This is a genomic window from Aurantiacibacter aquimixticola, from assembly GCF_003605475.1.
GTDB classification, from domain to species: domain Bacteria; phylum Pseudomonadota; class Alphaproteobacteria; order Sphingomonadales; family Sphingomonadaceae; genus Alteraurantiacibacter; species Alteraurantiacibacter aquimixticola_B.
The window spans coordinates 1,789,362-1,803,234 of the sequence record NZ_RAHX01000001.1; the positions used below are offsets into that span (position 1 = coordinate 1,789,362).

A 13,873-nucleotide genomic window follows, 5' to 3' on the forward strand; every position below is an offset into this window, starting at 1 on the left:
CTCACTGGTCGGCGTCGCGCAGCGTGCGCGAGACGCGGAGCACGATCTGGTCGGCGACTTCCTCTGCGAGATTCTCGAGCGCGGTCTGCTCGGCGGCGATCGTTGCGTATTCGCTGCCCACCACGTCGATACCGGCATCGGAGCCGGCGGTGGCGTCTATCAATATTATATCGCTCGATAAATCCACGAGTTGATAGCGAGCGCGCAGGGTCCGACGTTCGCGTCCGATGGTGTCGTCGGTCAGCAGGCCGAAGCCTTCAAGCTGGTCGTCGAGAACGATGTCGAGACGGTAGCGCGATGCGCCGCCATCCTCGCCCCGGCCCAGCCTGTCCTCGAGCGCGTTCTTGACCAGCCAGCCCTCGTTTCCGGGGATTGCGGCCACTTCGACAGCCGCGAGACCGCGTGCCACCGCCCCGCTGGAACCGCCAGCATAGACCGGTTTTAGCCCGCATCCCGAGAGGGACAGGGAAAGGACACCAAGGGTCAGAGCGAGGGCGGCACGGGTTCTCATGTGACGATGTTCACCAGCCTGTCGGGCACCACGACCACCTTGCGGATATCGGCCCCGTCGATCGAGCGCTGGACCTTCTCGCTGGCGAGGGCGAGCGCCTCCAGAACTTCTTTCGCCGCGCCTTTGGGAGCGGTGAGCGTATCGCGCAGCTTGCCCTTGTGCTGAACGGCGATGGTGACTTCGTCCTCCACCAGCAGCGCGGCGTCGACTTCCGGCCAGGCGGCTTGGGCGATCAGCCCGCTTTCGCCGAGGCGATGCCAGCCTTCCTCGGCGAGATGGGGCATCATGGGCGAGGCCATCAGCAGCAGCGATCGGATCGCGTGGTTGCGGCTCGCCGAAGGCGCGGCCTTCTCTGCGGCGCTGGTGAGTTCGTAGAGGCGGGCGACCGCCTTGTTGAAGGCAAGCGCCTCGATGTCCTCGGCCACGGCGGCGATGGTCTGGTGGGTCTTGCGGGCGAGCGGCCTGTCCTCGCCCTGAGCGCCATCGTCATGCTGGCCGAGCAGGCGCCAGAGGCGTTGGACATAGCGCCCGCAACCTTCGATCCCGCTTTCGGACCAGGGCAAGTCGCGCTCGGGCGGGGAGTCCGACAGCATGAACCAGCGCACAGCGTCGGCGCCGTAATCGCGGATGATGTCCTCGGGATCGACGACGTTCTTCTTCGATTTCGACATCTTCACGACGCGGCCGATCTCGACCTCGCCGCCATCCGCCGTCAGCAGCGCCCGCTCCGCTTCGCGGCTCACTTCACTCGGCGCGAAATAGACCGTCCGCTCGCCTTCGCGGCGCGAATAGGTCTCGTGCGTCACCATGCCTTGCGTGAACAGGCTGGCGAAGGGCTCCTTAACCTCCAGCTTGCCGATGCGGGCGAGGGCGCGGGTCCAGAAGCGAGCGTAGAGCAGGTGCAGGATCGCATGCTCGATCCCGCCGATATACTGGTCCACCGGCAGCCATTTGGCGACTTCCTCCGCGTCGAAAGGCCGGTCCGCCGGCTGGCTGGCGAAGCGCAGGAAATACCAGCTGGAATTGACGAAGGTGTCGAGCGTGTCGGTTTCGCGAACCGCTGCGCCACCGCATTTCGGACAGTCGGCGTCCTTCCAGCTTTCGTGCCGCAGCAGCGGATTGCCCGGCTGGCTGAAATCGACATCCTCGGGCAGTTTTACGGGCAGCTGGTCTTTGGGCACGGGAACAACGCCGCAGGCATCGCAATGGATGAAAGGAATGGGCGTACCCCAATAACGCTGGCGCGAAACGCCCCAGTCGCGCAGCCGCCAGACTGTCGTGCCCTTGCCCCAGTCGCCGCTTTCGGCGCGCGCGATCACTTCGCGCTTGGCGTTCTCTACGTCCATGCCGGTGAGGAAATCGGAATTGACGATCACGCCGTCGCCTGCTTCCGCCTCACCTTCGAAAGGCTTGCCCGCTCCATCGACCGACGCAGCGACGACGCGCGGGATCGGCAAGCCGTATTTCACGGCGAATTCGAAATCGCGCTGGTCGTGGCCGGGCACCGCCATGATCGCGCCGGTGCCGTAATCCATCAGCACGAAATTCGCGATGTAGAGCGGCAGGTCCGCACCTGTGAAAGGGTGCTTCGCGGTGATGCCGGTGTCGAAGCCGAGCTTTTCGGCTGTCTCGAGCTCCGCAGCGGTCGTCCCGCCTTTCTTGCACAACGCGATGAAGTCGCGCGCTTCGGCGCTGTCGAGCGCCTGCGCCACCGGATGATCCGCCGCCACGGCAACGAAGCTCGCACCGAAGATCGTGTCGGGCCGGGTGGTGTAGACGGGCAGAGCCTCACCATTCGAGAGGTCGAAGGAAAACTCCAGTCCCGTGGATTTGCCGATCCAGTTTTCCTGCATCAGCCGCACCTTTTGCGGCCAGTCCTCCAAGCCCTGCACGCCGTCGAGCAGCTCGTTGGCAAAATCGGTGATCTTGAGGAACCACTGGTTGAGCTTGCGCTTCTCGACCTCCGCGCCGCTGCGCCAGCCCTTGCCGTCAATCACCTGCTCGTTGGCGAGCACGGTCATGTCGACCGGATCCCAATTGACCTCGCTTTCCTTGCGATAGACGAGGCCTGCCTCGAACAGGTCGATAAACAGCGCCTGTTCGTGGCCGTAATATTCAGGATCGCATGTCGCGAATTCGCGGGACCAGTCGAGTGCGAAGCCAAGCTGTTTCAGCTGCCCCTTCATCGTCGCGATGTTGTCGTAGGTCCAGCCGGCGGGATGGACGCCCTTTTCCATCGCCGCGTTTTCGGCGGGCATACCGAAGGCGTCCCAGCCCATCGGATGCAGCACCTCGTCACCGCGCATCTTGCGATAGCGGGCGAGGACGTCGCCCATCGTGTAATTGCGGACATGGCCGATATGGATGCGCCCGCTGGGATAGGGGAACATCTCCAGCACGTAGCTTTTCGGCTTGCTGCTGGCGCTGTCCGCCTCGAAACAGCGCGCGTCGTCCCACGCGCGCTGCCAGCGCGCATCGGCAGTGCCAGGATCGAACCTGGTTTCGAATCCGTCCAAACTCATGCCCCGCCTCTAGCGAGGTTTACAGGACGGTGGAACGGCGCAAATCGCGTGCCTTGGTGAGAATGATGTCTTCCAGCCGCTGGACGGTGGCGGCCTGTACCGGCGCTTCCACCCAGTTGCCGTTCTGCATGACCTGTCGGCTGGCGGCGACGCGCAGCGCATCGGCGCGCAGCGTCTGGTCGAGGATGGAGACCGATACCTTCACCCGCTCGTTCGGCGAGGTGGGATTGGCATACCAGTCGGTGATCAGGACGCCGCCATTGCTGTCCGCGGTGGTCAGCGGCATGAAGGAAAGCGTCTCCAGGCTGGCACGCCAGAGATAGGAATTGACACCGATCGTCGTGGTCTGCGCCGCAGCCATGTCCGCCCGTAGCCGCGCGTCATTGCCGCCGCCGCAAGCCGTGAGGCCGAGCGCGGCCGCGCCGAGAATGGCGGAGCGGATGAAGATGCGGGAGGTCGAATGGGCCATTGTCTATCCTGAAAAATGCGCTGCGGAGCGATCGTCGCCGCTCCTTGTCAGAGCCTCTATACAAGTCGCCAGCCGGGCGGCAAGCCGCGGCCGGTTTCAAGCATCGCACATGCGCCCTGCAGGCGTGAATGGCGGCTTAATCGGCGGATGCCGGAGCGGGAGCGGCGGCGTTTACGATTTGTAGACTCAAGGCAACACTTCGCCGAAAGCTGATTCAATTCCGCGCATTAAGTGGAAAACATGGGCACCAAAGCCTACGAAGTGAGTCGACACCATGCGTACCGAGTCGGTTTCGTTCACCGGCGGTGCACGGACAGGGGATTAGAGGCCGAGCCATGAGCAAGAAGGGCAACATAGCGGTACGCAAGGCGGCGCTCGCAGCGTCCGCTGTGCTGTGCGCCGTTGCCCTGCCAAGCTCCGCCATCGCCATCGGCCTTCTGGAGAGCGATTCGTCGCAGCTGCGCAACCAGTTCGCATTCACGCCGGCATCCGCCGATCCCGACATTGCAGAACTCGTCGCCGAGACCACCAAGGGCCAGGCGCGGATGATGCGCTTCACGCCGGCGGCCGCTGCCGTGCCGGGCGCGGAACGTGCCGTGACGGTTGCCGTGCGTGTCGATGCGCAAACCGCACAGGCACTGGCGAGCAGCACGAACATCGCCGCCGGTCGCAGCGATGCTTCGTCCTCGACGAGCCTGAATGTGACGCCAACACGCTACAATCTCGGCCTGGCCCGCGGCTTCGGCAATTTCACGCAGTCTTCCACCAGGCCCGGCGCGCGCAGTGCTGCGCTTTCGCCGACCCGCTCGAGCCCGCAATTGTCGCGCTCGCTGTCGGATGCCAATATTCCGGACCTGTCCACCTTCGCCCCGCGCAGCCGCGCTCGCGAGGAGGACAGCCGTTTCGCCGCGCGCGTCGAAATGGATGAGCGCCGCTCGGTCGCCGCGCGCGACAATCGCGGCGCGGTGAGTGACCAGATGGTGGATGTGCAGGGCAGCTATCGCCTGACCAACAATCTCGATATCACCGCGGGCGTCCGTTACGAGCAGGATCGCGATATCGTGCCGCTGCCCGAAGTCGATCAGCAGGACAGCCAGGCCGTTTACGTCGGGACGCAGTTCCGCTTCTGATATTCGCGCCTTTTCGCCCGGCATTCGTATGTGAGACCTCGCTTCTGCGGGGTTTTTCTTTGCGTGCCCGGCGAGCGCTCGCTTAAGACAAGACCACAAATCGACTCAAAGCGATAAAACAGGAGAGAGAATTATGGGCCGAGTAGCAGTCGTCACCGGTGGCACGCGCGGTATCGGACGCGCCGTGTGCGAACATCTGAAGGATGACGGCTTCACCGTCGTCGCCAGCTATGCAGGCAATGACGATGCAGCCCGCGCCTTCACGGACGAGACGGGCATTCCGACCTACAAATTCGACGTTGGCGATTATGACGCGACGCAGGAAGCCTGCGCCAAGATCGCCGAGGACGTCGGGCCGATCGAAGTCATCGTGAACAATGCCGGCATCACCCGCGACGGCACGCTGATGAAAATGAGCTATGACGACTGGAACGACGTCATGCGCACCAATCTCGGCGGCTGTTTCAACATGGCCAAGGCCGCGTTCGAAGGCATGAAAGAGCGCAAATGGGGCCGGATCGTGAATATCGGTTCGATCAACGGACAGGCGGGGCAGTACGGCCAGGTCAATTATGCCGCCGCCAAGTCGGGCATTCACGGCTTTACCAAGGCGCTGGCGCAGGAAGGCGCGCGCTACGGCATCACGGTCAACGCGATTGCGCCCGGCTATATCGATACCGACATGGTCGCCGCCGTGCCGGAAAACGTGCTCGAAAAGATCGTCGCCAAGATCCCGGTCGGCCGCCTCGGCCAGGCAAGCGAGATCGCCCGCGGGGTGAGCTTCCTCGCCAGCGAAGACGGGGCTTTTGTCACCGGATCGACCATGTCGATCAATGGCGGGCAGCACATGTATTGATGTTTCGGCGAAACGTGCTTGCATCGATGTAAGTAGCGCGCTAACTGACACTCGTGTAATTACGAGGTCAGACCGGTGGAAGCGAAGCAGATCGAACGCAATGTCATCGCCCGGGTGCGAGCATTGGAAGTGCGCATTGCCTGGCCGACGATTGCGCTGGCCGCAGCAGTCTTTGTCGGCTGGAGCCTGACGGTCCTCGCCGCTGCGATGGGCTGGCTGCCGCTCTGGCTGGCGCTGCCCGTCAACGCCGTCTTCGCCTATCTCGCCTACACGCCCGCGCATGACAGCACGCACGGCTCGGTGGCGCGCGGCGCGCATGAATGGCTGAACTACGTCGTCGGGCTGAGCGCGGTTTTTCCGCTTCTGCACAATATCTCGCTGCATCGCCTTACGCATCTTTCGCATCACCGCCACCTCAACGATCCGGAAATGGATGCCGATCACTGGGTCGCGGCCGAACGCTGGTGGAGCGTGCTTGCGCGCTGCATGACGGTGGTGTTCTCGCATTATCGCCTCGGCTGGCGACTGGCCGATTGGCGCACACGGGCGATCGCAGTGCTGGAAAACGCGGCGAGCCTGGCCGTGCCGCTTTTGGTCGCGCTATTCGCGGGATGGGAGACCGCGCTTCTGGCAGTCATCGTGCCCGCGATTATCGGCCAGACGGCGCTCGCCTTTCTGTTCGATTACATCGTTCATGCACCCTACGATGGCAAAGGCCGCTTCGGCGCGACGCGCGCTTTCTTATTGCCGCACCGCTGGCGGCGCATCGGATCGGCGCTCTGGATGCAACAGAACTACCATCTCGCGCATCACCTCTATCCATGGATCCCGTTCTACCGCTATCGGCATGTGCTCGAAGCGGCGGAACCTCTTGTCGAAGCGCGAGGCGGCGTTATCGTTCGCTTGTGAGCGACGATATCTATCATCCGCCGATCAAACGCTCTGTCGAGATCGCCGGGCACAAGACTTCGATCAGCCTCGAACCGCTATTCTGGGATATGCTGCGCCATGAGGCGGACAGGCGCGGGCTGCCGCTCAATGCTCTGGTCGCGCAGATCGACGCCGAACGGCTGGAGGCCGAGCAGCCGCCCGGCCTTGCAACGTCAGTCAGACTGTGGCTGGCCGCAAGGGCACAGTCCGCCGGCGATCAGTAATTGGCAGGCGGATCGCTGGCCGGGGTCGCCTGATCGCTCTCCTCGTCGATCTGGTCCCACGTGTCCTTGTTCGGCTTGTCCTTCATCGCGCCCGGACCGGCATTGCGAACTTGCGCGAAGTTCTCCCCGCCCGCTTCACCTTCGGCGAAAGCTTCGTTCTGTTCGCGGCGGCGCTTGTCGAAATAGCGATATCCGGCATAGCCGAGACCGCCGAGTGCTGCGAGTTTGATAAGCATTTTTGAAACTCCTGTTCCTTTCCATGCCAACGGCGCAGATTGCGGAAAGGTCCGCCGGTCAGTCCATCATTGCTTGGACCGCGCGTAGCTCGTAATTGCCAGCAGGCAGCAGCAGATCGACCGTTTCGCCAGGGAAAATCAGCACCCTGTCCATCGGCACGGCTGCTTCCGGCTCTCCCGACAAGCGCGCTTCGACGACGTGGGCGCCCTGTGTGGGAATGAGTGGGGCGGGGACGGAAACGCGAAGATCGCCAGCCTCCGCTCGCCAAGTAGGGCGCTGCCCTTCGAAACGCGTTACGGGGTGCGCGATGACGAAGTCGAACGCGCCCTCCGGCGCGTCCGGCCCATTGCCTGCGAGCCTGATGGGACCGGACTCTTCTCGGCACTGATATTGCGAAATGGTCAGTGGATCGATGCCGGTCAGATCGCGCAAGCGCGCCGCCATCCAGAGGTCTTCCCGCCCGTCGGAAAAACCGATCGGCGTCTCTCTCGCGTGGCTGTAGCCGACATGCACGAGCATGCGTGCATCCGGGCCTGCTTCGGCAAGGGCGTCGGCCAGCGCTTGCGCCTGAAACGCCTCGCGCCAGGCAATTTGCTGCGCGACGGGCGCGGACCGGTCCCGCTGCACATTATCTTCGTAAGGTACCGGAATATACCCCAACCGCTTTACCGTTCTGAGCAGGCGGCCAAAGGCAGGTTCCGAACTGTAGTGTCCATCGACGTCGCGCGGATAGGGCAAGCCGACGCTTTCAAGCACTGGAGGCACGCCATCGGTTGGGTTCGAGAATGTTTCCGCGGCGAAATGCGTGAAGCCGAGCGGTTCGAGGCGTGCGGCAAGTTCTGCAGTAAAGTTGCGATGGCGCGAAACGACATGACTTTCGTTCACGATGACGATCCGCGCGTTTTCCGCAGCGTCGACAATGGCATCGAGCACCGCCTGCTCACCGGAGACATTCGACGGGTGTGGTGCGCAGGAAGCGGGACGGTATTCGTCGCTGGTTGCCGCGGTCAGATCTTCCCGCCCCAGCCCTGCATAGAGCTGCTCGAAAATGCTTGTCCGATAAGCGGCATCGCGATCTGGAATGCGCAGGTCGTATCGGATCGGCAAGCTGGTGTCAGCTGCATCCACGATCGGCATCTTCGGCCCGAACGTGACGCGAGCTGGCTCACTCGTGATGCAAGCCGACAGGGCGATTGCACCCATGGCCACCAGTGCGCCCTTGACCGTTTTTGCAGCGTCTTTCATTGCCCAGAGCATGACCACTCGCAAACCCATTCGCAAGGCCGTGTTCCCCGTTGCCGGGCTCGGCACGAGGTTCCTTCCGGCCACCAAGGCTATTCCGAAGGAATTGCTGCCGATCGTCGACAAGCCGCTGATCCAGTATGCGGTGGACGAGGCGCGCGAGGCGGGGATCGAACAGATGATCTTCGTGACGGGCCGCGGCAAGACCGCGATCGTCGAACACTTCGACGTCGCCTACGAGCTCGAGACCACGATGGGAGAGCGCGGCAAGGATCTGAGCGTGCTCGATTCCAGCCGCTTCACGCCCGGCGACATCATTACCGTGCGCCAGCAGGTTCCCATGGGCCTCGGCCATGCCATCTGGTGCGCGCGCGCCATCGTGGGCGACGAACCGTTTGCAATCCTGCTGCCCGACGAGATGATGGTGGGCGAGCCGGGCTGCATGGCGCAGATGGTCGACGCCTATAACGATGTCGGCGGGAACCTGATTTCGGTGCTCGAAGTGCCTCGTGAGGACGTATCGAGCTACGGCGTGATCGACCCCGGCTCCTCATCCGGCGCGCTGACCGAGGTGAAAGGCCTGGTGGAGAAACCGCCGGTGGACGAGGCGCCGTCCAACAAGATCATTTCCGGCCGCTACATTCTCCAGCCCGAAGTGATGCGCACGCTTGAAAACCAGGGCAAGGGCGCGGGCGGCGAAATCCAGCTGACCGATGCGATGGCACGGATGATCGGCAACCAGCCTTTCCATGCCGTCACTTTCGAAGGCCGACGGTTCGATTGCGGGAGCAAATTGGGATTCGTCGAAGCGACGCTGACGCTGGCGCTCGAGCGTGAGGACATGGGCGAAGACGTCCGCGCGATGGCGCGGCGCCTGCTGGAAAGCTGACACCAAAGAAAAAGGCGGACCGTCAGGCCCGCCTTTTCATTTCCCGTCCAAAGGAAGCACTTATTCTTCGGGTCCGCCGCGTGCGGCGTGCTCGTGATCGTCGGTCTCGAGCTGCGCCGTCATATACGGAATCGGGTTCACCGGATCACCGCCAACGCGCACTTCGTAGTGCAGGTGCGGGCCGGTAGAACGGCCGGTCGAACCGACATAGCCGATCAGGTCGCCGATGCGGACCGTATCGCCGGCGCGAACGGTGTAGCTGGACAGATGCGCGTAACGCGTTTCCGTGTCCTCTCCATGCTCGAGCTGCACATAATTGCCGTAACTGCCGTAATACTGGGCCATTTCGACCACGCCATCTGCGGTCGCATAGACCGGCGTACCGCGGGGCGCGGCAAGATCGACACCGTTATGACGGGCGCGGCGGCGCAGGACCGGATGGTTCCGCATGCCGTAACCGCTCGTCAGCCGGACATTGTCGACCGGCATGCGCTGCGGCACCATGACGGCGGCGCGCGGCGTCGGCACGATGATGCTCGACATGTCGACGCGACCGTTGTCTTCCAAGCCTTCCCAGCTGTCGAAAAGCTGGCTGAATTCGGAGTCTGCACCGCTCTCCGCGACGGTTGCAATTTCGATAATGCCTTCGGGATTATCGGTTTCATCGGCGGCGGCGGGCGTTGCCATAAGAGCAAGGCCAGCGGCGACCGCAGTGGAAATCTTGACGAGCATACGATCCCTTTTGTTTTTCGTTGTCAGGCACTTGCGTGCCCTCGTCAGAGTCATGCGTACGGCTACGCGGCCGCAAAACGCTATTTTTATCTGAGAGCGCCGGAACCCCCCGCCGTCTCGTTGATTGGGAGGTATGCGGGTAATTCTTAACTACACAATACCAGCGTAGAATTCGCGCGACAGACCGGCTGCAAGACGCGCTGAGTCGTTGAACGGAGGCTTCAAGGAGCCTCTGAAATACCGCTTCACCAACAGTTTCCATTGGATTTCCGGGGTTTTTCCGGTTCCCGCGCAGTACGCGGCGAAATGCCTTGACCCCGCAAGGACGTGACGGATTTCGTCGTCAAGGATGCGCCGCAGGATCGCCGCGCCGCGCGAATCGCCCTGTCGCTCGACCCGCGCAAGCGTCGCAGGCGTGACATCGAGACCGCGCGCCTCCAGCACCAAGGGCACCACAGCGAGGCGCGCGCCGACATCGTGTGCGGTGTCGCTGGCCGACTGCCAAAGCCCGTCATGGACCGGCAGGTCGCCATATTGTGCGTCCATCGTCGAAAGGTGGCGCTCGATCAGCGCGAAGTGCATCGCCTCATCAGCCGCCACCGCGAGGAAATCGGCGATAAAGGCTTCGCCCATCTCCTCGCCGAAACGCCCGACGATATCGAGTGCCAGGTCGATCGCGACGAATTCGATATGCGCGAGGCTATGCCAGAGGGCGATCCGGGTCTTCGCAGACCCGCCTTTGCCGCGCCTGGGCATCTGCGCGGGTGGCAGAACCTCCAGTCCGGCGGGCCAGTTGGGCCTGTCAGGCACGGTGACGGAGAACCGGCTTGCCAGCTTGCCCGTCCTCCACCCCCGCACGAGCGCGCGCGTCCGCATGACCTTGGCGCGCTTGTCTCCTGTCAGCAGGGCTTTGCGAATCGCGGTGGAAAGGTCTCCGCTCATCTCCGACTAGAGAGCCTTTGCAGCGGCCAGCACCTCGTCCGCATGACCTTTCACCTTCACCTTGCGCCATACCTGCTTGATCTTGCCGTCGGCAGCGACGAGATATGTGGTCCGCTCCATGCCCATATATTTCTTGCCATACATGTTCTTCTCGACCCAGATGCCGAGGGCTTCGGCAATTCCGTCCTCATCGCTTTCGGCGGGCGTGTCGGAGGCGAGCGGCACGGCGAGATCGTGCTTGGCGATGAATTTCTGGTGCTTGGCGGGCGGATCCTTGCTGACGCCCAGCAGCGCAGTGTCCGCCGCGGCGAACTCGTGCTTCAGCGCGGTGAAGTCCTTGTTCTCCGTCGTGCAGCCGGGCGTGTCGTCCTTGGGGTAGAAAAACATCACCAGCTTGCGACCGCGAAAGTCGGACGGTTTGACGGTGCCGCCATCGGGCGTCTCCATCATCACGTCGAGCATCGCGTCTCCGGCTTCGGGGCGTGTGGTCATGGTTCAATCTCCAGTTGCTGGTCGAAATGGCGCTGCCATTGTCCGGCGATGACGTGGCGCGTGCGGGTGATGGATCGCAAGAGCATATCGTAATTTTCCTGCCCGCATGCCCGCGCCAGTACGGCCCGGGCCTGCGGCGAAGGCGTCCCGCCATCGGGAGCGAACAAACGCTCTGCGACGAGGAAACGCGTGAGCGAGAGGTGGTGGGCGGCATAGTCGGCGGGCAGGAGACCGGCCTCGGCAAGCTGAGCGATTGCTCTTTCCAGGGCCGGGTCGAGCGCGATTCCCTTGCGCAGCTGAAGGTAGTGAATCAGGAATTCGGAATCGACCAGTCCCCCGCGCAGCAGTTTCACATCCAGCGGACCGGAAGCGGGTTTCGCCGCCAGCATTTCGCTGCGCATAACCAGTACGTCGTTCCGCAGCGTTTCAGGATCGCGCGGCGTGGCGAGGATATCCGATACAAGCTCAGCGAGCTGCGCCTTCGCCGGGGGTGAGCCGTAGAGCGGACGCGCGCGGCACAGCGCCATATGTTCCCACGTCCACGCATCTTCCCGCTGGTATTTCTCGAAGCTGTCCAGCCCCACGGCGAGCGGACCTTGGGTGCCCTGCGGCCTGAGCCGAGTGTCCACTTCGTAAAGCGCGCCCTGCGCCGTCGGCACGCTGAGCGCGGCAGTCACGCGCGCGGCGAGGCGATTGAAATAGAGCGTGGAGGATAGCGGGCGTGGTCCGTCCGATTCCCCGCCGGTGCCGTTGGTGAACAGATAGACCATGTCGAGATCGGAAGCGTGTGTCAGCGCGCCGCCGCCGAGCCGTCCAAGGCCGAGGATCATCAGTTCGCTATCGGCCATCCTGCCATGCTTGGCGCGAAATTCGCGTGTGGCGATGGACGCGCCGGTGGCGACCGCCGCTTCCGCCACGCGGCACAGGCCCTCGGCGATATCGAGTGGGTCGTGGCGGCATTCGATCAGCTGGACCCCGAGTGCGAAGCGTTCCTCCCCGACCACCTGCCGCAGGCGATCCAGCTGGACCTCGTATTCGTCCTCCTCGCTGCGTGCCATGCGGGCAATGAGGGCGGGAATGTCGGAAGGCAGGTCGAGCGCGCCGGTATCGATCAGCGCATCCAGCAGTTCCGGGCGCCGCGCCAGCTCGTCCGCGAGCGGCTGGGCGAAGGTCAGAATACGCAGCACCCGCTCCAGCAGGCCGGGCCGCTCCTCGAACAGACGGAAGAGATTGATGGCGGTGGGCAGACGGGAGAGAAACGTCTCCCATCTGGCAAGTGCGCGTTCCGGCTCCGGCGCATCGCCAAGGGCCTGCAGCAATTCGGGCGTAATGGCTTCGAACGCACTGCGCGCTTCGCTAGAGCGCAAGGCACGCAGAGTGCTCCGCCACATATCGACACGGCCTTCGAAGCGGGAGCGGAAAGATTCGGGAACGCTGACGGCAATGGGAGGGGCATCCTGCTCGCCCAGCAATCCGTCGTATCGCGCCGCGACTGCGCCGCAAATCGCGGCAAGCTCGCTTATCAGTGCAGCGCCGTCCGCCATGCCGTCGAGCCGTGCGACCCGATCGATGGCCTCCGCACTGGAAGGCAGCGAATGGGTCTGGCGATCGTCCACCATTTGCAGGCGGTGTTCGATCACCCGCAGCCGGTCGTAACTTTCGCCCAGCAGCCGGGCGTCGTCCGCATGGATGATCTGCGCCGCAGCCAGCGCGTCGAGCGCGGCGCGCGTGCCTCGGTGGCGCAAGGCAGGATTGCGGCCGCCGTAGATCAACTGCTGCGTCTGCGCGTAGAATTCGATCTCGCGAATGCCACCGCGCCCTTTTTTCACGTCGAAACCCGGGCCCGGCTCGCGTGGTCCGGAATGCGCCTTGCGGATACGCGCGGTGAGCCGGCGGATCGATTCGATGGCGGTGAAATCGAGGCTCTTGCGCCAGACGAAGGGGCGGATATCGTCGAGAAAAGCTTTTCCCGCCGCGATATCGCCCGCCGCCGCGCGCGCGCGAATGAAGGCGGCTCGCTCCCAGGCGAGCGCCGAGCTTTCGTAATGCGACATTGCACCGCCCAGCGGCACGGCGAGCGGGCTGACTTCGCTATCGGGACGCAGTCGCAGATCGACCCGCAGGACATAACCTTCCCCCGTCGGCCTGGAGAGCAATTCGACGATCTGGCGCGCATAGCGCTGCGCGGCTTCGCCGGGCTCGTCCTTATCCCGCCGGGCGATGGTGGAAGGTTCGTAAATCAGGATCGGATCGATATCGGACGAATAGTTGAGTTCGCCCGCACCCTGCTTGCCGAGCGCGAGTCCGATGAAGCCGCGCGTATCGCCATGCTCGACCCGCCGCTGCACCGCTGCCAGCATCGCCGCATCGAGCGCGCGGTCGGCGAAGCCGGTCAGTTCCGCCATCACCTGCTCGAGCGGGAACGCCCCGGCAAGGTCGCCTATGCCGAGCACCAGGGCGAGCGAAAGCCTTTCGCGCCGAAGAGCCAGGCCGCTTTCCGCGATTCCCTCGCCGCTCGCCTTTGCGGCCGCCAGCGCCTCGTCGCCCAGACCATCGGCCAGCTGCGCGGCAAGTTCGGGCCGCCGTTCGAGCGCCAGGCGCAGGAACGGCGAATGCGCTCGTGCCCGCTCCAGTCCCGATTGCCAATCCGCCGCCATGCGCCACCCCTGCCCCCGCGCCGCTTGTCTCGCAAGGCCC

General features: G+C 63.8%; 14 protein-coding genes. 5 read left to right on the forward strand and 9 right to left on the reverse strand.

Annotation, left to right across the window (positions count from 1 at the left end):
- Nucleotide 1: 1 nt before the first annotated feature.
- From lptE to D6201_RS08980, 3 genes are read right to left on the reverse strand one after another with little or no spacing between them, the layout of a single operon-like run.
- Nucleotides 2-511: an LPS assembly lipoprotein LptE gene (gene lptE, locus D6201_RS08970; RefSeq protein ID WP_120048480.1), complete on the reverse strand. Its 510-nt coding sequence runs from the start codon at nt 509-511 to the stop codon at nt 2-4.
- Nucleotides 508-3,033: a leucine--tRNA ligase gene (leuS, locus tag D6201_RS08975; RefSeq protein WP_120048481.1), complete on the reverse strand. Its 2,526-nt coding sequence runs from the start codon at nt 3,031-3,033 to the stop codon at nt 508-510. Before leuS ends, lptE begins: the two co-directional genes overlap by 4 nt.
- Nucleotides 3,034-3,052: 19 nt before the next feature.
- Entirely contained in the window at nt 3,053-3,502 is a 450-nt protein-coding gene (locus D6201_RS08980) for a DUF3576 domain-containing protein (RefSeq protein ID WP_120048482.1), read from the reverse strand.
- A 335-nt stretch (nt 3,503-3,837) separates the two neighbouring features.
- On the opposite strand from D6201_RS08980, the gene D6201_RS08985 reads away from it, so the two are divergent.
- The 4 genes from D6201_RS08985 (at nt 3,838) to D6201_RS09000 (ending at nt 6,642) form a co-directional block, all read left to right on the forward strand.
- Nucleotides 3,838-4,632, forward strand: a complete 795-nt coding sequence (locus D6201_RS08985) for a hypothetical protein (protein ID WP_120048483.1) — start codon at nt 3,838-3,840, stop codon at nt 4,630-4,632.
- Nucleotides 4,633-4,765: 133 nt separating this feature from the next.
- On the forward strand, nt 4,766-5,488 hold the full coding sequence (gene phbB / locus D6201_RS08990; RefSeq protein WP_120048484.1) for an acetoacetyl-CoA reductase: 723 nt from the start codon (nt 4,766-4,768) through the stop codon (nt 5,486-5,488).
- A 75-nt stretch (nt 5,489-5,563) separates the two neighbouring features.
- A complete protein-coding gene (locus D6201_RS08995; protein ID WP_120048485.1) occupies nt 5,564-6,397 on the forward strand; it encodes a fatty acid desaturase in 834 nt (277 codons plus the stop codon).
- Entirely contained in the window at nt 6,394-6,642 is a 249-nt protein-coding gene (locus D6201_RS09000; protein ID WP_120048486.1) for a ribbon-helix-helix domain-containing protein, read from the forward strand. The genes D6201_RS08995 and D6201_RS09000 overlap by 4 nt, the downstream gene beginning before the upstream one ends.
- Here the strand turns inward: D6201_RS09000 and D6201_RS09005 are convergent.
- Both D6201_RS09005 and D6201_RS09010 read right to left on the reverse strand, forming a co-directional pair.
- Nucleotides 6,636-6,878: a hypothetical protein gene (locus tag D6201_RS09005; RefSeq protein WP_120048487.1), complete on the reverse strand. Its 243-nt coding sequence runs from the start codon at nt 6,876-6,878 to the stop codon at nt 6,636-6,638. The genes D6201_RS09000 and D6201_RS09005 overlap by 7 nt on opposite strands.
- Nucleotides 6,879-6,936: 58 nt before the next feature.
- On the reverse strand, nt 6,937-8,124 hold the full coding sequence (locus D6201_RS09010) for a hypothetical protein (RefSeq protein ID WP_133303986.1): 1,188 nt from the start codon (nt 8,122-8,124) through the stop codon (nt 6,937-6,939).
- Nucleotides 8,125-8,134: 10 nt separating this feature from the next.
- Here D6201_RS09010 and galU point away from each other — a divergent pair, with 10 nt between their 5' ends.
- Nucleotides 8,135-9,010 (forward strand): UTP--glucose-1-phosphate uridylyltransferase GalU, encoded by an 876-nt coding sequence (galU, locus tag D6201_RS09015; protein WP_120048489.1) that lies wholly within the window; start codon nt 8,135-8,137, stop codon nt 9,008-9,010.
- 60 nt (nt 9,011-9,070) lie between these two features.
- On the opposite strand, the gene D6201_RS09020 is transcribed toward galU, so the two are convergent.
- From D6201_RS09020 to D6201_RS09035, 4 genes are all read right to left on the reverse strand, one after another.
- Entirely contained in the window at nt 9,071-9,742 is a 672-nt protein-coding gene (locus tag D6201_RS09020) for a M23 family metallopeptidase (protein WP_165853535.1), read from the reverse strand.
- 150 nt (nt 9,743-9,892) lie between these two features.
- Nucleotides 9,893-10,684: a ferritin-like domain-containing protein gene (locus D6201_RS09025; RefSeq protein ID WP_120048491.1), complete on the reverse strand. Its 792-nt coding sequence runs from the start codon at nt 10,682-10,684 to the stop codon at nt 9,893-9,895.
- A 6-nt stretch (nt 10,685-10,690) separates the two neighbouring features.
- The gene (locus D6201_RS09030; protein WP_120048492.1) at nt 10,691-11,176 is read right to left on the reverse strand and encodes a peroxiredoxin; all 486 of its coding nucleotides are present in this window, start codon (nt 11,174-11,176) and stop codon (nt 10,691-10,693) included.
- Nucleotides 11,173-13,833 carry a [protein-PII] uridylyltransferase family protein gene (locus D6201_RS09035; RefSeq protein WP_120048493.1) on the reverse strand — a complete coding sequence of 887 codons (2,661 nt, stop codon included), beginning with the start codon at nt 13,831-13,833 and terminating at the stop codon, nt 11,173-11,175. The genes D6201_RS09030 and D6201_RS09035 overlap by 4 nt, the downstream gene beginning before the upstream one ends.
- Nucleotides 13,834-13,873: the final 40 nt, after the last annotated feature.